The organism is Micromonospora sp. NBC_00330, assembly GCF_036136635.1.
GTDB lineage: Bacteria > Actinomycetota > Actinomycetes > Mycobacteriales > Micromonosporaceae > Micromonospora > Micromonospora salmantinae.
Genome location: NZ_CP108012.1, coordinates 5,102,354 through 5,127,670, shown reverse-complemented (window position 1 = coordinate 5,127,670; position 25,317 = coordinate 5,102,354). Strand labels below are relative to the sequence as shown.

The 25,317-nt window shown below is 70.7% G+C and carries 24 protein-coding genes; 17 read left to right on the top strand and 7 right to left on the bottom strand.

Annotated features, from left to right (window positions below; genetic code table 11):
* Positions 1-300: 300 nt before the first annotated feature.
* On the bottom strand, positions 301-1,470 hold the full coding sequence (galK, locus tag OG598_RS23120) for a galactokinase (protein ID WP_328651045.1): 1,170 nt from the start codon (positions 1,468-1,470) through the stop codon (positions 301-303).
* The gene (gene galE / locus OG598_RS23115) at positions 1,467-2,450 is read right to left on the bottom strand and encodes a UDP-glucose 4-epimerase GalE (protein WP_328651044.1); all 984 of its coding nucleotides are present in this window, start codon (positions 2,448-2,450) and stop codon (positions 1,467-1,469) included. The genes galK and galE overlap by 4 nt, the downstream gene beginning before the upstream one ends.
* A gap of 195 nt (positions 2,451-2,645) precedes the next feature.
* Between galE and OG598_RS23110 the strand changes: the two genes are divergently transcribed.
* From OG598_RS23110 to OG598_RS23085, 6 genes are all read left to right on the top strand, one after another.
* Complete coding sequence (locus OG598_RS23110; protein ID WP_328651043.1) at positions 2,646-3,764, top strand: hemolysin family protein; 1,119 nt, start codon at positions 2,646-2,648, stop codon at positions 3,762-3,764.
* A gap of 33 nt (positions 3,765-3,797) precedes the next feature.
* Positions 3,798-4,823: a tryptophan--tRNA ligase gene (trpS, locus tag OG598_RS23105; protein ID WP_328651042.1), complete on the top strand. Its 1,026-nt coding sequence runs from the start codon at positions 3,798-3,800 to the stop codon at positions 4,821-4,823.
* 14 nt (positions 4,824-4,837) lie between these two features.
* Positions 4,838-5,419, top strand: a complete 582-nt coding sequence (locus OG598_RS23100; protein WP_442931349.1) for a 2'-5' RNA ligase family protein — start codon at positions 4,838-4,840, stop codon at positions 5,417-5,419.
* Between the two features lie 109 nt (positions 5,420-5,528).
* On the top strand, positions 5,529-6,455 hold the full coding sequence (locus tag OG598_RS23095) for a YihY/virulence factor BrkB family protein (protein WP_328651040.1): 927 nt from the start codon (positions 5,529-5,531) through the stop codon (positions 6,453-6,455).
* The gene (locus OG598_RS23090) at positions 6,455-6,841 is read left to right on the top strand and encodes a GntR family transcriptional regulator (protein WP_328651039.1); all 387 of its coding nucleotides are present in this window, start codon (positions 6,455-6,457) and stop codon (positions 6,839-6,841) included. The genes OG598_RS23095 and OG598_RS23090 overlap by 1 nt, the downstream gene beginning before the upstream one ends.
* An 81-nt stretch (positions 6,842-6,922) precedes the next feature.
* Entirely contained in the window at positions 6,923-7,360 is a 438-nt protein-coding gene (locus OG598_RS23085) for a hypothetical protein (RefSeq protein WP_328651038.1), read from the top strand.
* A 4-nt stretch (positions 7,361-7,364) separates the two neighbouring features.
* Here OG598_RS23085 and OG598_RS23080 read toward each other — a convergent pair whose 3' ends face one another.
* The 3 genes from OG598_RS23080 to OG598_RS23070 all read right to left on the bottom strand — a co-directional run bounded on the left by OG598_RS23080 (position 7,365) and on the right by OG598_RS23070 (position 10,609).
* Positions 7,365-7,736 carry a VOC family protein gene (locus OG598_RS23080; protein ID WP_238683590.1) on the bottom strand — a complete coding sequence of 124 codons (372 nt, stop codon included), beginning with the start codon at positions 7,734-7,736 and terminating at the stop codon, positions 7,365-7,367.
* A gap of 159 nt (positions 7,737-7,895) precedes the next feature.
* On the bottom strand, positions 7,896-9,530 hold the full coding sequence (locus OG598_RS23075; protein WP_328651037.1) for a glycoside hydrolase family 13 protein: 1,635 nt from the start codon (positions 9,528-9,530) through the stop codon (positions 7,896-7,898).
* 32 nt (positions 9,531-9,562) lie between these two features.
* Positions 9,563-10,609: a LacI family DNA-binding transcriptional regulator gene (locus OG598_RS23070; protein WP_328651036.1), complete on the bottom strand. Its 1,047-nt coding sequence runs from the start codon at positions 10,607-10,609 to the stop codon at positions 9,563-9,565.
* 197 nt (positions 10,610-10,806) lie between these two features.
* Here OG598_RS23070 and OG598_RS23065 point away from each other — a divergent pair, with 197 nt between their 5' ends.
* From OG598_RS23065 to OG598_RS23015, 11 genes are all read left to right on the top strand, one after another.
* Complete coding sequence (locus OG598_RS23065; RefSeq protein ID WP_328651035.1) at positions 10,807-12,057, top strand: sugar ABC transporter substrate-binding protein; 1,251 nt, start codon at positions 10,807-10,809, stop codon at positions 12,055-12,057.
* A complete protein-coding gene (locus OG598_RS23060; protein ID WP_328651034.1) occupies positions 12,057-13,697 on the top strand; it encodes an ABC transporter permease subunit in 1,641 nt (546 codons plus the stop codon). Before OG598_RS23065 ends, OG598_RS23060 begins: the two co-directional genes overlap by 1 nt.
* On the top strand, positions 13,694-14,623 hold the full coding sequence (locus OG598_RS23055; RefSeq protein WP_328651033.1) for a sugar ABC transporter permease: 930 nt from the start codon (positions 13,694-13,696) through the stop codon (positions 14,621-14,623). The genes OG598_RS23060 and OG598_RS23055 overlap by 4 nt, the downstream gene beginning before the upstream one ends.
* An 86-nt stretch (positions 14,624-14,709) precedes the next feature.
* Complete coding sequence (locus tag OG598_RS23050; RefSeq protein WP_091397247.1) at positions 14,710-15,051, top strand: hypothetical protein; 342 nt, start codon at positions 14,710-14,712, stop codon at positions 15,049-15,051.
* A 277-nt stretch (positions 15,052-15,328) separates the two neighbouring features.
* Positions 15,329-16,396, top strand: coding sequence for a BMP family lipoprotein (locus OG598_RS23045; RefSeq protein WP_328655412.1), 1,068 nt, complete (start codon positions 15,329-15,331; stop codon positions 16,394-16,396).
* A gap of 189 nt (positions 16,397-16,585) precedes the next feature.
* On the top strand, positions 16,586-18,247 hold the full coding sequence (locus OG598_RS23040) for an ABC transporter ATP-binding protein (protein ID WP_328655411.1): 1,662 nt from the start codon (positions 16,586-16,588) through the stop codon (positions 18,245-18,247).
* Positions 18,244-19,617 carry an ABC transporter permease gene (locus tag OG598_RS23035; protein WP_328651032.1) on the top strand — a complete coding sequence of 458 codons (1,374 nt, stop codon included), beginning with the start codon at positions 18,244-18,246 and terminating at the stop codon, positions 19,615-19,617. The genes OG598_RS23040 and OG598_RS23035 overlap by 4 nt, the downstream gene beginning before the upstream one ends.
* A 3-nt stretch (positions 19,618-19,620) precedes the next feature.
* Positions 19,621-20,901, top strand: coding sequence for an ABC transporter permease (locus OG598_RS23030; RefSeq protein ID WP_328651031.1), 1,281 nt, complete (start codon positions 19,621-19,623; stop codon positions 20,899-20,901).
* 83 nt (positions 20,902-20,984) lie between these two features.
* Positions 20,985-21,689 carry a cytidine deaminase gene (locus OG598_RS23025; protein WP_328651030.1) on the top strand — a complete coding sequence of 235 codons (705 nt, stop codon included), beginning with the start codon at positions 20,985-20,987 and terminating at the stop codon, positions 21,687-21,689.
* A gap of 151 nt (positions 21,690-21,840) precedes the next feature.
* Entirely contained in the window at positions 21,841-23,124 is a 1,284-nt protein-coding gene (locus OG598_RS23020) for a thymidine phosphorylase (RefSeq protein WP_328651029.1), read from the top strand.
* A gap of 110 nt (positions 23,125-23,234) precedes the next feature.
* On the top strand, positions 23,235-23,915 hold the full coding sequence (locus OG598_RS23015; RefSeq protein WP_112677367.1) for a DUF4272 domain-containing protein: 681 nt from the start codon (positions 23,235-23,237) through the stop codon (positions 23,913-23,915).
* Between the two features lie 2 nt (positions 23,916-23,917).
* On the opposite strand, the gene OG598_RS23010 is transcribed toward OG598_RS23015, so the two are convergent.
* Positions 23,918-24,790 (bottom strand): putative RNA methyltransferase, encoded by an 873-nt coding sequence (locus OG598_RS23010; protein WP_328651028.1) that lies wholly within the window; start codon positions 24,788-24,790, stop codon positions 23,918-23,920.
* Between the two features lies 1 nt (position 24,791).
* The gene (locus OG598_RS23005; protein WP_328651027.1) at positions 24,792-25,289 is read right to left on the bottom strand and encodes a MarR family winged helix-turn-helix transcriptional regulator; all 498 of its coding nucleotides are present in this window, start codon (positions 25,287-25,289) and stop codon (positions 24,792-24,794) included.
* Between the last annotated feature and the right edge of the window lie 28 nt (positions 25,290-25,317).

Genomic DNA, 25,317 nt, shown 5'->3' with positions numbered 1-25,317 from the left:
GCTCGCCCGCCAGCGCCGACCCGCCGGCCCCGCGCCGGCGCCCACGCCCGCGCGCAAGATCGCGCTCGATCCAGGATGTAGTGGCCTCGCCCGTTGACGAGGCCACTACATCCATGAACAAGCGCGATCTCCATCGCCGCCTCCGCCCGGCCCCGCCGGCTCCCGGCCCTCGCCGGCCTCTGGCCCCTGACCAGTGATCAAGGGCTTTGCGTCAGGATTCGGGCTCGAATTGACGCAAACCCCTTGATCACCGGCTGGGGTGGGATGGGTGGGCAGTGGGGTGGGGTGGGGGTGTGGGGGTTAGGGCAGGCGGGTGGCGCCGGGGGAGGGGAGGACCGTCACGGTGCCGGGGGCGGTGAAACCTCGTTGCGCGTACGCGTCGGTCACGGCGGCGGCTATCGCGTCGGCACTGTCGGCCTCGATCAGCGCGAGCACGCAGCCGCCGAAGCCGCCGCCGGTCATGCGAGCGCCCAGCGCGCCGGCCGCCAACGCTGCCTCGACCGCGGTGTCGATCTCCGGCACGGTGATCTCGAAGTCGTCGCGCATCGAGACGTGGGAGGCGGTCAGCAGCGGGCCGATGTCGCGGACCCGGGCGGCGCGGAGCAGCGCCACGGTGTCCAGTACGCGCTGGTCCTCGGTCACCACGTGCCGGACCCGTCGCCGGGTCTCCTCGTCGTCGAGCCGCGCCAACGCGGTGTCGAGCTGGTCGACGCCCACGTCGCGCAGGGCGGCAACGCCGAGTGCACTGGCCCCGGCCTCGCAGGAGCGACGGCGGGCCGCGTACTCCCCGTCGGCGTGGCGGTGCGGCGCCCGGCTGTCGATGACCAGCACAGCCAGCCCGTCGGCGTCCAGGTCGAACGGGATGTGCTCGACCGACTCGTCGCGACAGTCCAGGAAGAGGGCGTGGCCGGCGCGGCAACGGATCGCCGCGGACTGGTCCATGATGCCGGTCGGCGCGCCCACGTAGACGTTCTCCGCCCGTTGGGCCAGCCGGGGTTGCAGTTCCGGGGCGAGCTCCAGCTCGCCGAGGTCGAGCAGGGCGGCCAGCACCGCCGACTCCAGCGCGGCCGAGGAGGAGAGCCCGGCGCCCAGCGGCACGTCGGAGGCGATCGCCAACCGGGCGCCCGGCACCCGGTGACCGGCCTCGCGCAGCGCCCAGACCACACCCGCGACGTACGCGCCCCAGCCGGTGACTCGACCCGGCTCGGCGACGTCGTCAGCGCCGAAGGTGATCGCCTCGCCGGAGAGCTCGGACCAGACCGTCCAGTGCTCCCCGTCCTGCCGGTCGGCCGCGACGACGGTACGCATCGGCAGGGCGAACGGCAGGACGAAGCCTTCGTTGTAGTCGGTGTGCTCACCGATCAGGTTGACCCGGCCCGGGGCTGCCCAGCGGCCGGAGGCCTCGGCGCCGAACTGCGCGGAGAAGCCGGCGGCAGCCCGCTCGGCGACGTCACCGCTCGGGTGGGTCATGACTGCCCCAGGATGTGCGTGCGGTAGAACGCCCAGGCATCCCCGACCATGTCGTGCAGGGTCGGCTTCTGCGGCACCCAGCCCAGCTCCTCGCGGGCCAGCGCGGAGGACGCGACCAACTCGGCCGGGTCGCCCTCGCGGCGCGGCGCGACCTCGACGGGCAGTTGGTGCCCGGTGACCTCGCGGACCACGTCGACGACCTGGCGGTTGGTGAAGCCGTTGCCGTTGCCCAGGTTGTAGATCCGGTGCTGGCCGCCGGTGGCTGCGTCCAGCGCCAGCAGATGCGCGCGGGCCAGGTCGGCGACGTGGATGTAGTCGCGGACGCAGGTGCCGTCCACCGTGGGGTAGTCGTCCCCGAAGAGCTGGAGCTTCTCCCGCCGGCCGGCGGCGACGTCCAGCGCGATAGGGATCAGGTGCGTCTCCGGGTCGTGCCGCTCGCCGAGCGTGATGTCGCCGTCGAGGTGGGCGCCGGCCACGTTGAAGTAGCGCAGCGACACGGCGGCCAGCCCGTGCGCGATCGCCTCGGAGGTGAGCGCCATGTCGGCGGCGAGTTTGGTGGCGCCGTACGTGTTGGTCGGTGCCTTTACCGCGTTTTCGGTGATGGGCAGCTCGGTGGGGTTGCCGTAGACGGCGGCGGTGGAGGAGAAGACCATCCGGGGCACCCCGGCGGCCCGGACCGCGTCGATCAGGGCGAGCGTGCCGATGGTGTTGTTCTGCCAGTACAGCTCCGGCTTGACCATCGACTCGCCGGCGGCGATCAGGGCGGCGAAGTGCAGCACCCCGTCGAACCCGGCGTCCGCGGTGATGACCTGGGCGGCGTCGTGGATGGACGCCTGCACGTGGGTGGCGTCCGGGGCGAGGGCCTCGCGGTGGCCGGTGCGCAGGTCGTCCAGGATGACCACCTGGTGACCCGCGTCGAGCAGCATCCGGGTCACCACGCTCCCGATGAAGCCGGCGCCCCCGGTGACGAGCAGTTTCACGTCGTTGCCTCCTGCCTGGCCCGCCCGGGACGTGGCCCTTCGGTGATCACACTAGGGCGGTGGCCGGCGCTCTCGCCGTCGCCACCGTCAACCCCATTCCATCATAATCTCTCATGATTAAACAGAGCCGAACATCTGTTCGCCGCTCCGCGTGATCCCCGGCGTGGTGGGCCCACGGTGTCTACCATCTCTGTCATGCGGGAAGCGGCCCGTACCGGGCTCCGGCGACACGCGCGGGCACACCCCCGCCGCGACCCTGGCCCGCTCGCCCGGGCCGTCGCCCGGGTGCTGGTGCGTGCCGCGGACGGCGCCACCCGACTCGTCACCGATCTGCTCGGGACCGGTCCGACGGCCGGTCGGGAGCACATCTCCGAGGCCGACCTGCGGGACCTGGTCGCGGCGAACACGGTGCTCGACCCGGACGAGCGGCGGATCATCGACGAGGTCCTGGTAGCCGGTGCCAGTCTGATCCGTGAGGTGATGATGCCGCGCACCGAGGTGGTCTTCCTCCCGGCGCGGCTGACGATCGTCGAAGCCGCCCGACTGGTCCGCGCCGAAACGCACACCCGTTACCCGGTCACCGACGGCACGCACGACGACGTGGTCGGCTTCGTGCACCTCCGTGACGTACTGCTGCGCCCGGACGCCGACCCGTGCGTCACCGTCGGCGAGTTGGCCCGGGAGGTGAAGCGGCTCCCGGGCAGCAAACGGGTGCTCGCCGCGCTGACCGAGATGCGCCGGGAGGGTCAACACCTCGCTGTCGTGGTCGACGAGTACGGCGGGACGGCCGGGATCGTCACCCTGGAGGACCTCATCGAGGAGTTGATCGGCGAGATCCACGACGAGTACGACGCCACCCCCGACCCGGAGCGCGCCGGCCTGCCCGCAGTGGTGGACGGCCGCCTCAACCTCGCTGACTTCGCCGAGCGGACCGGGGTGGCCCTACCCGCCGGACCGTACGAGACGGTGGGCGGGTTCGTCATGGCCGCGCTGGGCCGGCTCCCGGTGACCGGCGACGAGGTGCCGGTGCCGGGTGAGCCGGCCGAGGTCGGCGCACCCGATCCGGCCGAGCCGCCGGCCGGCTGGCTGCTGCGGGTGCTCACGGTGGACGGCCGCCGGGTGGCGCGACTCGCCGTCTCCGCCGCCCGCACCGAGCAGCGCCGCGAGCAGAGCACCGAGCCGGCCTGGGAGGCGGTGGCGGGGCAGCACCGCCGGGTCGCGGTCGGGCCGACGCGCCGGGTCGGCGCGGGCGAACCACGCGAGGTCAGCACCCCGGCACCGGCGGGCCGGAGCCGACCCGCCGGCCCGTCATGACGGACCGGGTTGCTTGCTGACAGAATTATCGCCATGTCCGACGTTCCCGCCCGGCCCCGCGTCTTCTCCGGCATCCAGCCGACAGCCGACTCGTTCCACCTCGGTAACTATCTCGGCGCGGTGCGGCACTGGGTGGCTCTACAGGACACCCACGACGCGTTCTACTGCGTGGTGGACCTGCACGCCATCACGGCGGGGCACGATCCGGCGCTGCTGCGCCAGCGGACCCGGGTGGCCGCGGCCCAGCTCTTCGCGGTCGGGCTCGACCCGGAACGCAGCACCCTGTTCGTCCAGTCGCAGGTGCCCGAGCACCCGCAGCTGGCCTGGGTGCTCGGCTGCATCACGGGCTTCGGCGAGGCCAGCCGGATGACCCAGTTCAAGGACAAGTCGCAGAAGCAGGGTAACGAGCGGGCCAGCGTCGGGCTGTTCACCTATCCGGTCCTCCAGGCCGCCGACATCCTGCTCTACCAGGCCAACGCGGTCCCGGTCGGCGAGGACCAGCGCCAGCACCTGGAGCTCTCCCGGGATCTGGCCCAGCGCTTCAACTCGCTGTTCGGCGCGACTTTCACGGTGCCCGCGCCGCACATCGTCAAGGACACTGCCAAGATCACCGACCTGCAGGACCCGACCGCGAAGATGTCGAAGTCGTCGTCCTCGCCGGCCGGCATCATCGACCTGCTCGACGATCCGGCCCGGTCCGCCAAGAAGATCCGTTCGGCGGTGACCGACACCGGTCGGGAGATCGTCTTCGACGCCGAGACCAAGCCGGGTGTGTCCAACCTGTTGACCATCCACTCGGCGCTCAGCGGCCGCAGCATCGACGAGCTGGTGGCGGCGTTCGCGGGCCGCGGCTACGGCGATCTGAAGAAGGAGCTGGCCGAGGTGGTGACGGACTTCGTCCGGCCGATCCAGGAGCGCACCCGCGCCTACCTCGACGATCCGGCGCAGTTGGACAAGCTGCTCGCGGCCGGCGCGGAGAAGGCCCGCGCGGTGGCCGCGACGACCCTGCGGTCCGCGTACGAGCGGGTTGGGTTCTTCCCGCCCGTGCGCGGCGAGTAGCTCCCGCGGTACAGGTGGACGGCTCGGTGGTCGGAGGGGCGGCGCGAAGCGTGGATCGCAGTGGCGGGGTGCCGCCGGCCGGCGACACCATCCAGATCGGCATCGCGGTGGACATCCCCGAGCCGTGGGGTGCCCTGCTCACCCGGCGGCGGGTCGAGGCCGGTGATCCGCTGGCGGTGCCCGCGCACGTGACGTTGCTCGGGCCCACCGAGATCCGGACGGCCAACCTGCCGGCGGTCGAGCGGCACCTGGCCGCCGTCGCCGCCGCGCACCTGCCGTTCACGCTGCACCTACGGGGCACCGGCACGTTCCGTCCGGTCACCCAGGTGGTGTTCGTCGCGGTGGCCGCCGGGATCAGTGAGTGCGAACTGCTGGCCGCGGCCATCGCCGCGGCGCCGGGCCTGCACCGCGAGCTCCGGTTCCCGTACCATCCGCACGTCACAGTGGCTCAGGACGTGGCACCGGAGGCCCTGGACAAGGTGTACGAGGATCTGGCCGACTTCTCCGCGATGTTCGAGGTCGACGGGTTCACCCTCTTCTCGCACAGCGGGCAGGCCAGGTGGCAGCCCCGTCGGGACTTCTGCCTCGGCACCTGAAACGCCGGCAACCGAGCCGTCAGCACCTGAAGCATCTGCGACGCGCCGGCCGGCGAGCATCGGGAGCCGGTTGCCACTACAGCGGTGGGAGATCGGCGAGGATGACCGCGTGAACGTGATCGGCCGGATCGAGACGGGCATCGACCGCTGGGTGAGTGCCGCGCGCCACCGGTCGGGGCTCTTCGATCATGTCTGGCGGGCCGGGGTGCTGTACGGCGAGGTGCTGGCCGGCCGGTTGGCCGCCGCGATCGCCTACTACGGCTTCTTCGCCGTGTTCGCCCTCGCCCTTGTCGCGTTCTCCATCTTCGGGGCGATCCTGGAGGACAACGACGAGGTCAGCGCGGCGGCGGCCGACTTCCTCAAGGAGAACCTGCCGTTCCTGGACGCCGAGCAGATCGCCAACTCCAGCGGCACCGTCGGTGTGGTCGGCCTTGTCATCCTGGTCTTCACCGGGATCGGTTGGGTCGAGGCCATCCGGTCCTCCCAGCGGTTGATGTACCAGCTCAACCAGCAGCCGGGCAATCTGGTGGTGCGGCGGCTCGTCGACCTGGGCGTGATGATCGGCGTCTTCGTGCTGCTCGGCGTCTCGGTCGCGGCGGTGGACGCGTTGGAGTCGCTGCTGCGTTTCCTGCTGCGCAGCACCGGGTCGGTGGGTCTGACCACCATCAGCGCGGTGCTCAGCGTGCTGGTCAACACCGTGCTCGCCACCGCGTTGCTGCTGGCCGTGCCGCGGCTGCGGATGAGCCGGTCCCGGCTGCGCCCGGTGGTGCTGCTGGTGGCTGTCGGCATCACGCTGCTGAACACCGTCGGGCGGTACTACGTGGTGCGGACCGAGCGGAACCCGGCGTACACAGTGGTAGCCGGCGCCGTCGGTCTGCTGCTGTACCTCTACCTGCTCAACCAGTTGGTGCTGTTCGGCGCGGCGCTCCTGGCGACCAGCACCAACGGCCGAGTGGTGGACCTGGCGGAAACCCCCGCCCCACCGAAGGATGTCGACGAGGGCATCGACCCCGGTGCGCCGGGCGGTGCGGGCTGATGACGGAAGGCGCGCAGGTGCTGATCTCGGTCGACCCGGACTCGTCGGTGCCCCCGTACGAGCAGGTGCGCGTGCAGCTCGCCGAGCTGATCGGCGACGGCCGGTTGCCGGTGGGCAGCCGACTGCCCACAGTGCGGCAGCTCGCCGCCGACCTGCGGTTGGCCGCGAACACTGTGGCCCGCGCCTACCGGGAGCTGGAGGCGGCCGGGCTGCTGAAGACCCGGGGGCGCAACGGCACCTTCGTCGCCCCCGGTCGCGACGACGCCGTGGACCGCTTGCAGCGGGCGGCGGCCGGCTACGCGGCGGAGGCGGCCCGGCTCGGCGTGCCGCCGGCCACCGCGCTCGCCCTGGTCCGCGCCGCTCTGGACGCGGTCCGGCCCGGCTGACCGGCTGCCGATCGACAGTCGGACGGGCGATAACTGAGCAGAACGGCGTCGTCGCTCGCGTTCGCGGACCATGATGAGCCGGTGGGCGCACTCATGACACTGGACCTGCCGGCGGACTCACCGCTCCTCGGCCTGCCATGGATCATCACTTTCGGTCCGCTCGGCGACCTCGACGAGTGGGAGCCGGTGGTCTGCGGGCCGTACGAGCGACCGCACGCGTTGGCCCTGGCCGAGGCGGTGGTGGCCGAGGAGCAGCTGATGGCCGTGGTGGAGCCGTTGCTGCCGGCGCTGTCCGCCGACGAGATCCGCAGCGAGATCGCCGCCGCGCAGGTCGCCGCCGAGGACGAGGCCCGTCAGGTGGAGGGGGCCGACCTGTACGGGGACTTCGAGGACGTGATCGACGAGGAGCTCGACGCGGCAGCCGACGAGGCCGGCCACGGTGAGCCCGCCGAACCGCCGGACGAGGCAGAGGTACGCGCCGGCTGGACCCGGATCACGGCGTTGCTGACCGCGAAGTGAGACGTCAGCGGGTCGGCGCGCGGTCCAGCACGCAGAACTCGTTGCCCTCGGGGTCGGCGAGCACAGTGAACTGTTCGGTCCCGGTCTGCCCGACGTCGACCTGCCGCGCGCCGAGGCTCAGCAGCCGCCGTACCTCGGACTGGGGGTCGGTGTCCGCGACCAGGTCGAGGTGCAGCCGGTTCTTGCCCCGCTTGGCGGTGCCCGAGCCCTGCAACCACACGGTGGGCGCGGCAGCGGACGGCTGCCCCGGCGGCCAGAGCTTGGCGCTGCCGTCGTCGCCCTTCTCGACCTCGTAGCCGAGCGCCGCGGACCAGAACGAGACCATCAGGTCCAGGTCCTCGACGTCGAGCGTGCACTGGGCGATCCGTACCACCATGGGGGTCACCTCCGTAGTGATGGTGCCCGATTCGGTACCCGCGCCACCTGCGGATGTAACCACCGGTGGCACCTCACCCCCCACCACAAGGGGCCGGTAGCCCAGTCGCCCGTCGGCGCGGGGCACGACGAACGACCAGGTCGAGAACGAGTTACCCGTTCAACGCCGTTCCAACCAGACTGCCGCGTCAATTGGCAGGAGCTGGCCGGAGCCCTGTTCGGTGAGCTCGTCGCTGGCGACGAGCGGCTGACCGTACCCGTCGATCAGGACCGGCGCGCCGCTGAAGTTGACCACGCAGGTCAGCACGGACGCGCCGGCGGAACGGGAGAAGGCCAGCACGCCCGGCTCGCTCTCCCGCCAGGTGACCCCGTCGGCGTCGAGGGCGAGCGCGGGATGAACGTGGCGGATCCGCAGCGCGGTCCGGTACAGCTCCAGGGTCGAGCCGGGCACGTCGGTCTGGGCCGTGACGGACAGCGCCTGCCAGAGCGCCGGGGTGGGTAGCCAGCTCAGCTGACTGCCGGCCGGACCGAAGCCGTACGGGGCCAGCTCGCCGCTCCACGGGATGGGTACCCGGCAGCCGTCGCGGCTCTCGCCGGTGCGCAGGAACGCCGGATCCTGGCGCAGCTCGTCGGGGAGGTCGAGGACCTCCGGCAGGCCCAGTTCCTCGCCCTGGTAGAGGTAGGCGCAGCCGGGCAGGGCGAGCATCAGCAGGCTGGCGGCCCGGGCGCGGCGCAGCCCTTCGGCGCCGTCGCCGTACCGGGTGACGTGCCGCTGCTTGTCGTGGTTGGACAGCACCCAGGTGGTCGGCGCTCCGACGACCGTCGCCTCGGCCAACGCGGTGTCGATCACCTTGCGGAACGAGTCGGCCGACCAGGTGGCGTCGAGGAAGTCGAAGCTGAACGCCTGGTGCAACTCGTCCGGGCCGATGTAGCGGGCCAGGCGCTGTGGCGTCTCGGCCCACGCCTCGGCGACCGCCATCCGGCCGCCCGGGTAGCTGTCCAGGATGGGCCGCCAGGCCCGGTAGATCTCGTGCACCTCGTCCTGGTCGAAGTACGGCAGCCTGCCCTTGCCGAGCAGTTCCACCTGGCGCTGGCCAGTGGTCATTGAGCTGAAGCCGACGTCCGGCAGCCCTTCCGCCTTGATCATGCCGTGTGCCACGTCGACGCGGAATCCGTCGACGCCCCGGTCCAGCCAGAACCGCAGCACGTCCTCGAACTCGGCGCGGACCTCCGGGTGACGCCAGTTCAGGTCCGGCTGCGACGGGTCGAACAGGTGCAGATACCACTGACCGTCAGCGATCCGGGTCCAGGCGGGGCCGCCGAAGATGCTCTCCCAGTCGTTCGGGGGCAACTCGCCGTGCGTGCCCTGACCGTCGGCGAAGAGGTAGCGGGCCCGCTCCGGTGAGCCGGGGCCGGCGGCGAGCGCAGCGGTGAACCAGTGGTGCGCGCTGGAGGTGTGGTTGGGCACCAGGTCGACGATGATCCGCAGGCCGTGGGCGTGCGCGTCGGTGATCATCGCGTCGAAGTCGGCGAGGGTGCCGAACATCGGGTCGACGTCCCGGTAGTCGGCCACGTCGTACCCGCCGTCGATCATGGGCGAGGTGTAGAAGGGTGTCAGCCACAGCGCGTCCACCCCGAGGTCACGCAGGTACGGCAGGCGCTGCCGGATGCCCTGGAGGTCGCCGGTGCCGTCGCCGTCGCTGTCGGCGAAGCTGCGGACGTACACCTGATAGACGACAGCGGAGCGCCACCAGTCGTCGTCGGTGGCGTGCGGCGGGGTGGCGGTGCTGATCATTCGAGCAATATGCCGGCCCGCCGCTGCAAGAGTCAAGCAGATCTTGCGTAAGACAATCGGGCGGAACTCGGCGCGACAGCTGTGGAGCCGCGCACCACCAGCTCCGGGCGGAACAGGTACTCCGAGTGTGGGGCGCCGTGCCCGTTGATCTCGTCCACCAGGGCGCGGACGGCGGCCACCGCCATCGCGGTGACCGGTTGCCGCATGGTGGTCAGCGGCGGATCGGTGAAGGCCATCAGCGGGGAGTCGTCGTAGCCGACAACGGAGAGGCCGTCGGGCACGTCGAGGCCGCGTTGGCGGGCGGCCCGGATCGCGCCGAGCGCCATCAGGTCGGAGCCGCAGACCACGCCGGTGACGCCCCGGTCCAACAGGCGGCCGGCCGCCGCCTCGCCACCCTCCACTCCGAACAGTGACAGCTCGGCCAGCGGGCCCAGGTCGGCTTCGGCGACGCCGGCCAGCCGGGTCATCGCGGAGCGCCAGCCGGCCACCTTGCGCTGCACCGGGACGAACCGGTCCGGGCCGGTGATCAGGCCGATCCGTCGGTGCCCGAGCGCTACCAGGTGGGCGACGGCCAGTTCGGCCGCCTCCCGGTCGTCGCAGGAGACGAAGGGTGCGCCGATGCCGGGCACGTACCCGTTGATCATCACGACCGGCAACGGTCGGGCGAGCAGCGCCCGGTAGCGGTCGTGGTTGGCGGCGGTGTCGGCGTGCAGACCGGAGACGAAGACGATCCCGGAGACCTGCCGGTCCAGCAGCATCTCCACGTACTCGTCCTCGGTCACGCCGCCGGCGGTCTGGGTGCAGAGCACCGGGGTGAAACCGCTCTGCGCCAGTGTGGACTCGATGACCTGGGCGAAGGCGGGGAAGATCGGGTTGTCCAGCTCCGGCACCACCAGGCCGACCAGGCCGGCGCTGCGCTTACGCAGCCGGGCCGGGCGCTCGTACCCGAGCACGTCGAGGGCGGTGAGGACGGCCTGCCGGGTCTCGGGGGCCACGCCGGGGCGGTCGTTGAGCACCCGCGACACCGTGGCCTCGCTGACTTCGGCCTGCTGGGCGATGTCGGACAGTCGAGCGCGCATGGCGGCACTTTAGCCCACCGGCAAGTTCTTGCGGGGTGCTCTGCAAGCCCTTCCATTACTTGCAACGTCTTGCTAACGTCCCCGCAACATGCGAGAGCAGCGGCGCAGCATCGATGCGCCGGCTGGCAAGAACTTCCAGACTTTCCACTGGCGGGCCGTCCGTCCCCCGGCGACCCGCCATGACGACAGGAGCACCGATGCGCATCCGTACCGCGGGTGTGGTCGCCCTCTTCGCCCTGGCGCTCGCCGCCTCAGGCTGCGGTGGCGACAGCGACGAGCCGGCCGCGAAGGACACCCCCAAGGCCGCCGGCGGCAAACTGGTGATCTGGGCCGACGACAAGCGGACCGCCGCCCTCAAGCCGTTCGCCGAGAAGTTCGGCCAGGAGAACGGCGTCACCGTCGAGGTCCAGGCCGTCCCGAACGAGGACCTCCAGAACAACTTCGTGACAGTGTCGAGCCAGGGCGGCGGCCCGGACGTGGTGATCGGCGCGCACGACTGGATCGGCAACCTGGTCCAGAACGGTGCCATCGACCCGGTGCAGCTGTCCGACGAGCAGAAGGCCGCCTTCAACGAGACCGCCGTCAAGGCCGTCACGTTCAACGGCCAGCTCTACGGCGTGCCCTACGCCCAGGAGAACCTGGCGCTGATCCGCAACACCGAACTGGCCCCCGAGGCACCGAAGACGATCGAGGACCTGGTCGCCACCGGCAAGCAGCTCAAGGCGCAGAAGAAGGTCACCGAGACGCTTTGCCTCCAGGTCGGCCAGAAGGGCGACGCCTACCACATCTACCCGCTGTACACCTCGGCCGGCGGTTACCTCTTCGGCACCACGGCGAACGGCGACTACGACCCGAAGGACCTGGGCGTGGGCAAGCCGGAGTCGATCGCCGCGTTCAAGAAGATCGCCGCGCTCGGCGAGAAGGGCGAGGGCGTGCTGAAGCGCTCGATCGCCGACACCAACTCGACCGCCACCTTCACCGGCAAGAAGTGCGCCTTCCTGGTCTCCGGGCCGTGGGCCACCGCCGACGTGAAGAAGGCCGGCATCAAGTACGACGTCTCCGCCGTTCCCGGCTTCGCCGGCGGCAAGGCGGCCGCGCCGTTCGTTGGCGTCCAGTCCTTCTACGTGGCGGCCAAGGGCAAGAACAAGGCTCTCGCCCAGGAGTTCGTCGCCAACCACGTCACCACGCCGGACCTGGCCGTGGCGCTCTACCAGGCCGACCCGCGCCCACCGGCGCTGACCGCCGCGCTGGACCAGGTCAAGAGCACCGACCCGGACCTGGCCAAGTTCATCGAGGCCGGCAAGAACGGCCAGGTGCTCCCGGCCATCCCGGCCATGGCCGCGATCTGGGACCCGTTCGGCAAGGCCGAGGCCGCCGTCATCGGCGGCGCCGACCCGACCAGCACGGTTACCGCGGCCGGCAAGACGATCGCCGGTTCGATCAAGTAATGAGCACACCGCTGTCCGGCCCGGGGTCTGCCCAGCAGGCCCCGGGCCGGGGGCCCGTCCGCACCGGGTCCCCGCGCACCTCCCGTACCGCGCGGAACCACGCGCCGATCACCGCGGCCGGCCTCGCCGCGAAGGTGATCCTGCTCGGCCTGGTGGCCGGGATCGCGATCTGGGCGGCGTTCCCGCTCGTGGCGGCCGAGAAGTGGATCGGGCTGGCGGTGCTGGTGCTGACCACCGCCGCACTGTTCTATCTGTACCTGGGCCGCCGGCACGTCCCGGCGAAGTACCTCATCCCCGGCACGCTCTTCCTGATCGCCTTCCAGGTCGTACCGGTGCTCTACACCGCGAGCACGGCCTTCACCAACTTCGGCGACGGCCACCGCGGCAGCAAGGACGACGCGATCGTCGCGATCCAGAGCTCCTCGGTCAAGCAGGTCCCGGGGTCCACCCAGTACCCGTTGTCGGTCGCCACCAAGGGTGACCCCGCCACCGGCGCCCTGGTCTTCCTGATCACCAAGCCGGGAACCGACACGGTCTCCGTCGGCGACGCCGGGGGCCTGCGTGCGCTCGATCCCGGCGCGGCCACCGTCGGCCCCGGCGGAAAGGTCACCGCGGCCGACGGCTACACGGTGCTGACCTTCGGCCAGGCCAGCGCCCGCAGCAAGGACATCACGGACCTGGTGGTGCCGACCGCCGGAGGCGCGCTGCGCTCGTCCGGCCTGTCCCGGGCGTACGAGGGCAAGGCCGTCCGGGCTTACGACGCCGGCTGCGACTGCGTCACTGACAGCGACAGTGGCAGGACCTGGACCGCGGACGGCGAGGTCGGCGCGTTCGTCGCCGCCGACGGCGAGCGGCTGGCCCAGGGTTGGAAGGTGAACGTCGGGCTGTCCAACTTCACCCGGGTGCTCACCGACGAGCGGATCTCCGGGCCGTTCCTCGGCACGCTGATCTGGAACTTCGCCTTCGCCATCGGCTCCACCGGCGGCACGTTCGTCCTCGGCATGGTGATCGCCCTGGCGCTGCACTCGCCCCGAATGCGGGGCACCAACCTCTACCGGATGTTGCTGATCCTGCCGTACGCCATGCCGTCCTTCGCGATGCTGCTGGTCTGGCGGGACATGTTCAACACCGACTTCGGGCTGATCAACAATCTGTTCGGGCTCAGCGTCGACTGGTTCGGGCAGGACTGGTCGGCCCGCGCCGCGGTGATCCTGGTGCAGCTCTGGCTCGGCTACCCGTACATGTTCCTGGTGGCCACCGGCGCGCTACAGGCCATCCCACGGGAGTTGACAGAGGCCACCTCGGTCGACGGGGCGTCGCGCTGGCAGTCGTTCCGGGCGGTCACCCTGCCGCTGCTGCTGGTCGCGCTCTCGCCGCTGCTGATCTCGTCGTTCGCGTTCAACTTCAACAACTTCAACGCGATCTACCTGACCACCGAGGGCGCGCCGTTCCCGGCGGACAACCCCAGCAACGGCGCCACCGACCTGCTGATCACCTACACCTACCGGCTGGCGTTCGGTGGCCAGGCCGCACAGTTCGGCTTCGCCGCAGCCATCTCGCTGTTCATCTTCGCCATCGTCGCTGTGGTGTCGGCGGTCAGCTTCCGACGGACCCGCCAACAGGAGGAGGTGTACGCATGACCGTGCTGACCGGCGCCGCCGTCACGGGCGGCGCGAACGGCCCGGCGGCGGTCGACCGCAACCCGGGCAAGCGTAGGAAGCGATGGTTCGCCGAGGTCGGCTGGCGGCACCTGGTCGGCCTGCTCGGCGTGCTGTTCAGTCTCTTTCCGCTCGTGTTCGTCGTCTCGGCGGCGCTCAATCCGCTCGGCACCCTGTCGTCCACCGAGTTGGTGCCGACCGCCGGGGTGTCGTTGGAGAACTTCGGGAATCTGTTCGCGCGCACCGAGTTCGCTGACTGGTTCCTGAACTCGCTGCTCATCGCCGGCGGGGCCGCGTTCGCCTCGGTCTTCCTCTCCGCGCTCGCGGCGTACGCCTTCTCCCGGATGCGGTTCCAGGGGCGACGGGTGGGGTTGCTGTCACTGCTGTTGATCCAGATGTTCCCGCAGTTCCTGGCGATCGTTGCGATCTTCCTGATCTTCGGCACGATCACCGACCTGTGGCCGGCCATCGGCTTCAACACCCCGTGGGGTCTGTTGCTGCTCTACCTGGGTGGCGCGCTGGGCGTGAACACCTGGCTGATGAAGGGCTTCTTCGACACCCTGCCCCGGGAACTGGACGAGTCGGCCACCGTGGACGGCGCCTCACACGCCCAGGTCTTCTTCCGGATCCTGCTGCCGTTGGTGGCGCCGATCCTCGCGGTGACCGGGCTGCTCGCCTTCATCAACACCATCAACGAGTTCCTGATGGCGAGTGTCTTCCTCACCGACACGGACGCCAAGACCCTCGCGGTCGGCATGCGGGGCATGTTGCAGGGCGGCGAGCGGAACACCAACTTCGGCATCTTCGCGGCCGGCACCCTGTTGACCGCGATCCCGACGGTGCTGGTTTTCCAGTTCCTCCAGCGCTACATCGTCTCCGGCCTCACCTCCGGCGCCGTGAAGGGATAGGTCGTCGACAGTCGCCGAGCGGCCGGGACGCGCCGACCGGCCTACCCACTACTACAAAGTGTCGTTGATGGGGGAGGATGGGCGGCGTGGAAGCACTCCGACTCATCCTTCTCTACGTCCATCTGATCGGGTTCGCCCTGCTGCTCGGTGGCTCGATCGCCCAGTACGCCAGCGGTCGGCTGCGGATCAACCCGGCCATGCTGTGGGGCGCGGTGATCCAGTTACTGACCGGGCTCGGCCTGTCCGCCCCACTGCGTGACGGCGACGAGCCGGCACCGGCAAAACTTGTGACGAAGTTGGTGATCGCGCTGCTGATCTTCGTCATGGTCTTCTTCTCCCGGAAGCGGGACGTGGTCAACCGCGGTCATTTCCTCGCTATCGTCGGTCTGACCCTGGTCAACGCGGCGGTCGCGGTCTTTTGGCGGTAACGTCCGAGGAGGAAAACGCCTCCAGAAAACGGACGTTGCGGACGCCGTGGCGCTTGCTTACCAGCACGAAGAGTGACGTGCCCCACGCAAGGGTTACACCCGGGTAACAGGCGCTCAACAGTCGTGCACGATTGTCGGCCGGTGGGTGGACGCGGGCGTACGCTCCCGTCCGTAACGTGGGACAGCCGGCGGCACACCCGCAGGTCGGCTGATGGGCTGCCACCGCACAAGGCGCGGTGTGCAATGGGAAGGAGACGTCTTGCGCTCGGTGCGTGGGATGCGGATCGCCTCGATCGTCGCGGTGGGTGGGCTCGCGCTCACCGCCGCCGCTTGTGGCGAGGCGCCCAAGGATGACAACAACGCCGGCAGTGGCGCCAAGAAGTTCAGCGCCTGCATGGTGACCGACGTCGGCGGCATCGACGACAAGTCGTTCAACGCTTCGGCCTGGAAGGGCCTGCAGGAGGCCAAGGCCGCCAACGACAACATCGACATCAAGTACGTCGCGTCGAAGGCCGAGGCCGACTACGAGCCGAACCTGACGCAGTTCGTCAACCAGAAGTGCGACTTCATCCTGGCGGTCGGTGGCCTGATGGCCAACGCCACCTCGAAGATCGCCAAGGCGAACCCGAACCAGGAGTTCGGCATCGTCGACGCCAACCCGGGTGACGCCAACGTCTACCCGATGCAGTTCGACACCGCCCAGGCCGCGTTCCAGGCCGGCTACCTGGCCGCCGGGCTGAGCAAGAGTGGCAAGGTCGGCACCTACGGCGCCGTGCCGATCCCGCCGGTGACCATCTTCATGGACGGCTTCGTCGACGGTGTGAAGTACTTCAACACCACCAAGGGCAAGAACGTCCAGGCCCTGGGTTGGAACAAGGAGACCCAGAAGGGCTCCTTCTCCAACGCCTTCGACAAGCAGGACGAGGGCAAGAAGGTCTCCGACGCGCTGGTCGCCCAGGGCGCGGACATCATCATGCCGGTCGCCGGCGGCTCCGGCCTCGGCACCACCGCCGCGGCCAAGGCCTCGGGTGGCAAGTACAGCACCATCTGGGTGGACGTCGACGGCTGCGAGAGCACCCCGGACTGCGCCGCGATCGTGACCACCGTGGTCAAGAACATCCCGGACGCCGTCAAGGAGGCCGTGGTGAAGGCCGCCGCCGGTGACAAGCTGCCGGCCAAGCCGGGCTTCGTCGGCACCCTGGCCAACAACGGTGTCTCGATCGCCCCGTACCACGACTTCGACAGCAAGGTTCCGGCCGAGCTGAAGGCCGAGGTCGACAAGATCAAGGCGGACATCGCCGCCGGCACCATCACCGTCACCTCGAAGGCCCAGCCGACCAAGTGACAACCGGCCGGCCCCTCCGGTGAGATCATCGGGGGGTCGGCGGGGACAGGTACGACCCGATCGGCCGCTCCGGCTCTGCGGATACCCCGCGGGGTCGGAGCGGCCGATCGCGCACCACGGCGGCCGGTCCGGTCCGGCCGGTACGACGGCAGCTAGGCTGCACCATCGCTCGCACTCCAGGAGGTTGCGCTGAGACTCGAACTGCGCGGCATCACCAAGCGGTTCGGTGATCTGGTCGCCAACGATCACATCGACCTGACGGTGGAGCCTGGAGAGATTCACGCCCTCCTCGGCGAGAACGGCGCGGGCAAGTCGACCCTGATGAACGTGCTCTACGGGCTGTACCAGCCCGACGAGGGCGAGATCCTGGTCGACGGCAAGCCGCTGAAGCTGAAGGGCCCGTCCGACGCGATCGGGGCCGGGATCGGCATGGTGCACCAGCACTTCATGCTGGTGCCGGTCTTCACCGTCACCGAAAACATCATGCTCGGCGCCGAGCAGGTCAGGGGCGGCATCGCCGGCTTCCTGGACCGGCGGCGGGCCCGGCGCGAGGTCGCCGAGGTGTCCGAGCGCTACAACCTGCGGGTCGACCCGGACGCGGTGATCGAGGACCTGCCGGTCGGCATCCAGCAACGCGTCGAGATCGTCAAGGCGCTCACCCGCGACGTCGACCTGCTCATCCTGGACGAGCCGACCGCGGTGCTCACCCCCCAGGAGACCGAGGAGCTGCTGACGGTCATGCGGTCGCTCAAGGCGGCCGGCAAGTCGATCGTCTTCATCACCCACAAGCTCGGCGAGGTCAAGGCCATCGCCGACCGGATCACGGTGATCCGACGCGGAAAGACAGTCGGCACCGCCTCACCGGAGGCCAGCCGGGACGAGCTGGCCGCGTTGATGGTCGGGCGCAACGTCCGGCTCACCGTGGACAAGACCGCGGCCACGCCGGGCGAGCCCGTGCTGGAGGTGGCCGGGCTGGTCGTCGACGACGACCGGCAGATCCGCGCTGTCGACGGTGTCGACCTGACAGTGCGCGCGGGCGAGGTGCTCGGCGTGGCGGGCGTACAGGGCAACGGTCAGACCGAGCTGATCGAGGCGATCATGGGCCTGCGCCCGGTGCTCGCCGGCACGATCAGCCTGGCCGGCGACCGGATCGACGGCTGGAAGCCCAAGAAGGTGCTCCGGGCGGGCGTCGGTTACGTGCCCGAGGACCGCAGCGTGGACGGCCTGATCAAGGAGTTCAGCGTCGCGGAGAACCTGGTGCTGGACATCTACGACCGACCGCCCTTCGGTGCCGGGCTCGCGCTGAAGCCGGACGCGATCGCCGCGTCGGCGAAGGAGCGGATCGAGCAGTTCGACGTTCGTACCTCGTCGGCCGACGCGGCGGTGGGCACCCTCTCCGGCGGCAATCAGCAGAAGGTGATCGTGGCCCGGGAGCTGTCCCGGCCGCTGAAGCTCCTCATCGCCGCCCAGCCGACCCGTGGCGTCGACGTCGGGTCGATCGAGTTCATCCACAGCCAGATCATCCACGAACGGGACATCGGCACCGCCGTCATGGTGGTCTCCAGCGAACTCGACGAGGTGATCGGGTTGGCCGACCGGATCGCTGTGATGTACCGCGGTCGGATCATCGGCATCGTCGGCCCGGACACCCCGCGTGAGGAGATCGGTCTGCTGATGGCCGGCATCAGCCCGGATGCGGCCCACGACGCCGTCGCAGCACCCGCCGGCGAGAAGCCCGGTGGGGCGACCGCCGTCGACAAGCCCGGCGCGGCGACCGCCGTCGACAAGCCCGGTGCGGCCGACGGGGGCCCGGCGAGCGACGCAGGCTCCGCGAGCGAGGACGAGTCATGACCAACCCCAACCCGCAGTCCGGCTCCCCGGACAAGGAGCCGGCGAGCGAGGCGCAGGCCGCGCAGAACGCGCTCGGCAACACGGAACGCGCCGAGGTGGCGACCGAGCCGGACCGCTCGGTGGCGAAGCCGGGCCCGGAGCCCGAGCCGAAGCCGAGTCTGGGCCGGTTGTTCCTGGACAACCTCTGGGCGGCGAACACCTTCACCGTGACGCTGCTGTCGCTGGTGCTGGCGATCGTGGTCGGCGCGGTGCTGATGATCATCTCTGATCCCCAGGTGCTCTCCACCTACTCGTACATCACCTCGCGCCCGTCCGACTCGATCAACTCCAGCTGGACGCTCGTCAGCGAGGCGTACGCGAACCTGTTCAAGGGCTCGATCTTCGACCCCGAGGCGTTCTCCGGCTGGCTGGACGGCGCCAACGGCTGGCAGGCGGTGCTCGCGCCGATCTCGGAGACGCTGACCTACGCGGCGCCGCTGGTCTTCACCGGTCTGTCGGTGGCGCTGGCCTTCCGGGGCGGCCTGTTCAACATCGGCGCCCAGGGCCAGGCCACCATCGGCGTGATCATGGCGGCGCTGGCCGGCTTCCTGCTGCCGCTGCCGCCCGGCCTGCACCTGCTGGTGGCGGTGCTGGCCGGCGCGCTGGGTGGAGCGATCTGGGGTTTCATCCCCGGCATCCTCAAGGCCCGTGCCGGCGCGCACGAGGTGATCAACACGATCATGCTCAACTACGTCGCCACGTACTTCCTCACCTGGTTGATCGTGCAGAACGGCGTGCAGGACCCGACCCGTACCGACGCGATCAGCAAGGCGGTGGACACCTCCGCCCAGCTGCCCCGACTGCTCGGCGACAACCTGCGGGTGCACGCCGGCATCCTGCTCGCCGTGCTGGCCACCTGGGCGGTCGCCTGGCTGCTCAACCGCTCGACGCTCGGCTTCGAGCTGCGCGCGGTCGGCGCCAACCCGGACGCCGCCCGGACCGCCGGCATCAGCGTCACGCGGACGTACATCCTGATCATGGTCTTCGCCGGAATCCTGGCCGGCCTCGGCGGCTCGAACATGGTGCTCGGCTCCACCGCCAGCGCGTTGACCCCGCTGGTGGTCGCGCAGATCGGCTTCGACGGCATCCTGGTGGCGCTGCTCGGGCGGGTGAAGCCCTGGGGGGTGCTGCTGGCCGCGCTGCTGTTCGGTGCGCTGCAGGCCGGTGGTAACCGGATGCAGTCGTACTCCGGGATCTCGCTGGAGCTGGTGACAGTGCTCCAGGCGCTGATCGTCATCTTCATCGCCGCACCGGCCCTGGTGAAGGCGATCTTCCAGCTCCGGGCCGCGCGCGCCGCCCGGTTGCAGACGAGCCTGGCGAAGGGCTGGTAACTCATGTCCACCATGGCTGTCCCCGACATCGCGGTCGCCGCTGTCGACGAGGGCTTCTGGACCCGCAGCCGGAAGGTCGGTCTCACGCTGCTGGCGCTCGGCCTGCTGTCAGCGGTGCTCTTCGGCGCGCTCGCCACCGACCAACAGGCCCGGTTCACGCTCAGCGACGACGCGGCCGGCGCCGCACTGGAGATCAACGGCACGATCGGGGCGATCCTGTTCGGGATCATCACGATCGCCGCCGGCGCGGCGCTGCTCGCCGGGGTACCGAAGCGGTGGTTCCTTCCCGTGCTCGGCGCCGGGCTCGTCGGCTTCGTGCTGTCGTTCCTCTGCTGGCAGGTCTCCGCCGCGCCGGCCGGGCAGAACTTCATGCCGCTGGTCAACATCATCCGGGGCACGTTCATCCTGGCCCTGCCGCTGATCTTCGGCGCGCTCGCCGGGGTGCTCTGCGAACGGTCCGGCGTGGTCAACGTGGCCATCGAGGGCCAACTGCTGATGGGCGCGTTCAGCGGGGCCCTGTTCGGCAGCATCTCCGGCAGCGTGTGGGTGGGCCTGGTCGCCGCCGCCATCGGCGGCGCGTTCATCTCGCTGCTGCTGGCCGTCTTCGCCATCCGCTACCTGGTCGACCAGGTCGTCATGGGCATCGTGCTGAACCTGCTGGCCGTCGGTGTCACCGGCTTCCTCTACGAGCGGCTGATGCAGACCGACGCCGCGAAGTACAACAGCGCGCCCCGCTTCAGCAACTGGGAGATCCCGCTGCTGAAGGACATCCCGGTGCTCGGGCCGGCGCTGTTCCGCGGCAACATCTTCCTCTACCTCGGGCTGCTCCTGGTGCTGGTGATCCACATCGGGCTGTTCCGCACCCGGTGGGGTCTGCGGACCCGCTCGGTCGGTGAGCACCCGATCGCCGCCGACACGCTCGGCGTCAAGGTTCTGCGGGTCCGCTACCGCAACGTGCTGCTGGCCGGCGTGGTCGCCGGCATCGGTGGCGCGTCCTACACGCTGGCGCTCTACTCGTTCACCAAGAACATGATCGGCGGTAAGGGCTTCATCGCCCTGGCCGCGCTGATCTTCGGCCGGTGGAACCCGACCGGCGCGCTGCTCGCCGCGCTCTTCTTCGGATTCGCCGACCAGCTCGCCACCTACCTGGGCGCGATCAGCAGCTCGATCCCCAGCCAGTTCCTGGCCATGCTGCCGTACCTGGCCACCATCCTGGCGGTCGCCGGGCTGGTCGGCCGGGTCCGGGCACCGGCCGCCGACGGCAAGCCGTACATCAAGGGCTGACCACTATCACCACAGACCGCTGCGCGCCGGGCCGGGACGGCCCTGCCCGCTTCTGACCTGGGCTACTTGGGCAGGATGATGGCATGACCGACATTGACTGGGCGCAGTTGCGCGCCGCCGCCACCGAGGCGATGCGGCACGCGTACGCGCCGTACTCGACGTTCCCGGTCGGCGCGGCCGCGCTGGTCGACGACGGCCGTGTGGTGGTCGGCTGCAACGTGGAGAACGCCGCGTACGGGGTGACGCTCTGCGCCGAGTGCGGGGTCGTGTCCAGCCTGCACGCCACCGGTGGCGGCCGGCTCGTCGCGCTCTCCTGCGTCGACGCGACAGGCGAGCCGTTGATGCCGTGCGGCCGCTGCCGGCAGCTGCTCTGGGAGCACGGCGGGCCGGAGTGCCTGATCGAGAGCAAGACCCGGCCACTGCGGATGGCCGAGCTGCTGCCGCACGCCTTCGGCGTGGAGGACCTGGAAGCCGTCACCGGGGAGACACCGGTGCCTGTGGTCCCGGAGCGGCTCGCCGCCTGGCGTGGGCGCGGCACCGTCTTCGTGCACCCGGACATGTCCGCTGGTCAGCAGGTCTGGACGGCGTACTGGGAGCGGTCGGCCGGAGACGACGCCGGTGCCGAGACCGGGGTGCTGGAGGAGGCGCCGAGCTGGGACGACCCGGCCGAGGCGATCACCTGGGGCCTGGCCCGGACGCCCCGGGTGGTCGTGGTGGACGCCACCGGCACGATCTTCTGGGCCGGTGAGGGTGACCCGCCGGCGGAGATTCCGGTGCGCTGGTCTTGATTGTGGTTGCTGTTTGGGGCCGGGGCCGACCGTGCCCGGCTCCGGGCGGTCAGGCTTGATCCCTCCGCCGGGCACGGTCGGCCCCGGCCCCGTCGTGGGCACTGCCGTCCGTCCGGCACGGTTTCTCCAACCGACTAAGAAAGATCTTCTGATGAGTAGTGGTTTTGCGGCGGTTGACGTCATTCGGGTCAAGCGGGACGGGGGTGTGCTGTCGGACGCGCAGATCGACTGGGTGGTCGACGCGTACACCCGGGGGGTTGTCGCCGACGAGCAGATGTCCGCGCTGGCCATGGCGATCCTGCTCAACGGCATGACCGGGCCGGAGATCGCCCGGTGGACCGCCGCGATGATCGCCAGCGGTGAGCGGTTGGACCTGTCGGCGGTACGCCGGCCGACTGTCGACAAGCACTCCACCGGCGGTGTCGGCGACAAGATCACCCTGCCGCTCACCCCGCTGGTGGCGGCGTGTGGCGCGGCAGTGCCGCAGCTGAGCGGCAGGGGTCTCGGGCACACCGGCGGCACGCTGGACAAGCTGGAGTCCATCCCGGGCTGGCGGGCCACTGTGAGCAACGACGAGTTCATCGCCCAGCTCGACGAGGTCGGTGCGGTGATCTGCGCGGCCGGTGCCGGGCTCGCCCCCGCCGACCGCAAGCTGTACGCGTTGCGCGACGTGACTGGCACCGTGGAGGCGATCCCACTGATCGCCAGCTCGATCATGAGCAAGAAGATCGCCGAGGGCACCGGCGCGCTGGTCCTGGACGTCAAGGTCGGCTCGGGCGCCTTCATGAAGTCCGTCGACCAGGCTCGCGAGTTGGCGCGCACCATGGTCGAGCTGGGCGGTGCGCACGGGGTGCGGACTGTCGCCCTGCTCACCGACATGTCCACCCCGCTCGGCCTGGCGATCGGCAACGCGGTCGAGGTGACCGAGTCGGTCGAGGTGTTGGCCGGTGGTGGACCGGCCGACGTGGTGGAGCTGACCCTCGCACTGGCCCGGGAGATGCTCGACGCCGCCGGTCTGCCGGACGCCGATCCGGCTGCGGCGCTGCGCGACGGCCGGGCCATGGACTCGTGGCGGGCGATGATCCGGGCGCAGGGCGGCGACCCGGATGCGCCGATGCCGGCGGCGGCCGAGGTGGAGGTGGTTCGCGCCGAGCGGGACGGGTACGTGGCGGCCGTCGACGCGTACGCCATGGGGGTTGCGGCGTGGCGGCTCGGCGCGGGTCGGGCGCGCAAGGAGGACCCGGTCAGCGTGCCGGCCGGTGTGGTGTTGCACAAGCGGCCGGGTGACGAGGTGCGGGCCGGTGACCCGCTCTACGAGCTGCGTGCCGACGATGCGACGCGGATGCCGGCCGCGCTGACCGAGGCCGCCAACGCGGTGCGGATCGCGCCGACGGCCCCGGCGGCGACGTCGTTGGTCATCGAACGCATCGGCTGATCGATCCGGCGTCGCCCTGGCGTGGTGCCGGTCACCTGGGAGCGCTATTGTCGCAGGCCAAGGGGGGACAACCGGCCTTGCGCCGGCGCGAGCAGACAGGAAGATCCGCCGTGACCGTTGCTGCCCCCGACCCACGTGAGGTGCGCGAGGCGAGCCTGGACGAGCTGTCCCGGCTCGGCCTGCCGTTGCCGCCGGCCCAGTTTCCCCTCGTCTGGGAGCCGGGCGACCAGATCGATCTGCGCCCGACCGTGGAGATCGAGGCGCGGATCGCGGTGCTGCACCTGATCCTGGCCCGCTGTTTCGGGATGCCCCCGCAGGCGGCGATGAGCTGGCTGCTCGGCTCGCACCTGGTCGACATGGTCACCCCGCCGGAGTGGCAGTTCGTGATGGGCGGCAAGGGCGACCACCGGTCGTTCGTGCTGCACCACGACGCGCTCTTCGCGCTGGCCTGGGTGCTCGGCCTGAGCAAGCAGCTCGACCCGACGCTGGCCGTCGATGAGCGGCTGGTCGAGCGGCTGCCGCACATCGCCGAGGGGGAGACCTTCCCGCACTGGCGCTCCCGGATCCTCACCGCGCCGCAGCACCCGGCCGACGCGGCCGCCCTGCTCGACCTGCACTACTGCCTGGACTGGGCGTACCTGGAGACCGAGCGCGGCGGCCGGCGGGCGCCGGGCCTGGTCGACGCGAACGCGATCGGGCAGCGGCGTTGGGCGCTGGAGTGGGCGGTGATCCTGCGCGGGCCGTACCACGACGAGCCGCCCGGCTGGGAAGAGGTCGACCTCTCCACCTGAGGTCAGCGAGGTCGCAGGACGTCGAGCCGGACCGCCACTGTGACCAGGACCGGTTCTCCCAGCGCGGCCAGCCGGGTGGCGAGCGCGGCCGGGTCGGTGTGCCAGGCGCTGGGGCCCATCCCGACCAGTGTGGCGACCTCCGGCCGGGTCAGCGCCATCTCCGCCCGGTGCACTGTCGAGCTGACGAGCGTGAAGTGCCCGCCCAGGCTGGCGGTCACCCGGTCGGCCTTGTCCGGGTCCACCCGCAGCAGGTCGAGGACGTCCACCAACTCGGCGAGGTGATCGGTGTCGGGCGTGACCACCAGCAACGCGCCGGCCGGGTCGAGCACCCGGTGGAACTCCGGGCCGTTGCGCGGGGCGAAGACGTTGAGCAGCACGGCGGTCGAGGCGTCCGCGAGCGGGAGTCGCTGCCAGGTGTCGGCGAGTGCGGCGGCGGCCCGGGGATGCGCGCGGGCCGCGCGGCGCAGCGCCGGCTTGGACACGTCCAGGGCCAGACCCACGGCGTCCGGCAGCGCCGCCAGCACCGCGCCGAGGTACCGGCCGGTGCCGGCGCCGGCATCCACCACCAGGGGGTACGCCTCGAAGTCGGGCATCGCGCGGGGCCGACCGACGGCTTCCGTCGCGGCGGCGGAGAGGGCGGCCGAGATGAGGTCGTAGTGCCCGGCGGCGAGGAAGTCCGCCCGGGCGGCGACCATCTCGGCACTGTCGCCGACGTGCGGGGCGCGCCCGGCGAGCAGGTTGACGTACCCCTGCCGGGCGATGTCGAAGCTGTGCCGGCGTGGGCAGCGCAGCGCACCGGTGGTGCCGGCGGTCGCCTCGGCCAGCGGCTCGCCGCAGACCGGGCAGCGCAGCCGGTCGAGGATGCGGGGGTCCACGTCAGACCTCCGCTGCGGGCTGCGGCCGGCCGGCTCGGAGGCCCGGCTCGGCGAGGTGGTCGACCACCCGGTGGGTGAGCGCGCCGAGGGCGTCGACCTCTGCGGGGGTGAGCCTGTCGATCAGGTGCCGGCGGACGGCGGCCACGTGACCGGGGGCGGCGGACTCGATGGCCTGCCGCCCGGCGGGGGTGAGGACGACGACCGAGCCCCGGGCGTCGTCGGCGCACTCCTCGCGGGTCACCAGGCCGCGCTGTTGCATCCGAGTCAGATGGTGGGAGAGCCGACTGCGCGACCAGAGCATGCGGTCTGCCAGCTCCCGCAGGCGCAGCCGCCCCTGCGGCGTCTCGGAGAGGTCGGACAACACGTCGTAGTCGGCCTCGGAGAGGCCGGCGTCCTGGGTCAGCTCCCGAGCCAGCTCCAGGTCGAGTAGTCGCCGCATCCGGCGGTAGCCGCGCCAGGCGCGGTCCTCCCGTTCGTCCAGCCACCGGGGTGCGTCCATCCGTCGAGTCTACCGCTTTCGTTGACAT

What these genes read in the sequence shown, in the direction of transcription:
- galK (WP_328651045.1), bottom strand. Translation starts at nt 1,470, where the DNA reads ATGACCCACCCGAGCGGTGACGTCGCCGAGCGGGCTGCCGCCGGCTTC.
- OG598_RS23110 (WP_328651043.1), top strand. Translation starts at nt 2,646, where the DNA reads ATGCGGGAAGCGGCCCGTACCGGGCTCCGGCGACACGCGCGGGCACAC.
- trpS (WP_328651042.1), top strand. Translation starts at nt 3,798, where the DNA reads ATGTCCGACGTTCCCGCCCGGCCCCGCGTCTTCTCCGGCATCCAGCCG.
- OG598_RS23090 (WP_328651039.1), top strand. Translation starts at nt 6,455, where the DNA reads ATGACGGAAGGCGCGCAGGTGCTGATCTCGGTCGACCCGGACTCGTCG.
- OG598_RS23080 (WP_238683590.1), bottom strand. Translation starts at nt 7,736, where the DNA reads ATGGTGGTACGGATCGCCCAGTGCACGCTCGACGTCGAGGACCTGGAC.
- OG598_RS23075 (WP_328651037.1), bottom strand. Translation starts at nt 9,530, where the DNA reads ATGATCAGCACCGCCACCCCGCCGCACGCCACCGACGACGACTGGTGG.
- OG598_RS23070 (WP_328651036.1), bottom strand. Translation starts at nt 10,609, where the DNA reads ATGCGCGCTCGACTGTCCGACATCGCCCAGCAGGCCGAAGTCAGCGAG.
- OG598_RS23065 (WP_328651035.1), top strand. Translation starts at nt 10,807, where the DNA reads ATGCGCATCCGTACCGCGGGTGTGGTCGCCCTCTTCGCCCTGGCGCTC.
- OG598_RS23060 (WP_328651034.1), top strand. Translation starts at nt 12,057, where the DNA reads ATGAGCACACCGCTGTCCGGCCCGGGGTCTGCCCAGCAGGCCCCGGGC.
- OG598_RS23055 (WP_328651033.1), top strand. Translation starts at nt 13,694, where the DNA reads ATGACCGTGCTGACCGGCGCCGCCGTCACGGGCGGCGCGAACGGCCCG.
- OG598_RS23045 (WP_328655412.1), top strand. Translation starts at nt 15,329, where the DNA reads ATGCGGATCGCCTCGATCGTCGCGGTGGGTGGGCTCGCGCTCACCGCC.
- OG598_RS23035 (WP_328651032.1), top strand. Translation starts at nt 18,244, where the DNA reads ATGACCAACCCCAACCCGCAGTCCGGCTCCCCGGACAAGGAGCCGGCG.
- OG598_RS23030 (WP_328651031.1), top strand. Translation starts at nt 19,621, where the DNA reads ATGTCCACCATGGCTGTCCCCGACATCGCGGTCGCCGCTGTCGACGAG.
- OG598_RS23025 (WP_328651030.1), top strand. Translation starts at nt 20,985, where the DNA reads ATGACCGACATTGACTGGGCGCAGTTGCGCGCCGCCGCCACCGAGGCG.
- OG598_RS23020 (WP_328651029.1), top strand. Translation starts at nt 21,841, where the DNA reads ATGAGTAGTGGTTTTGCGGCGGTTGACGTCATTCGGGTCAAGCGGGAC.
- OG598_RS23005 (WP_328651027.1), bottom strand. Translation starts at nt 25,289, where the DNA reads ATGGACGCACCCCGGTGGCTGGACGAACGGGAGGACCGCGCCTGGCGC.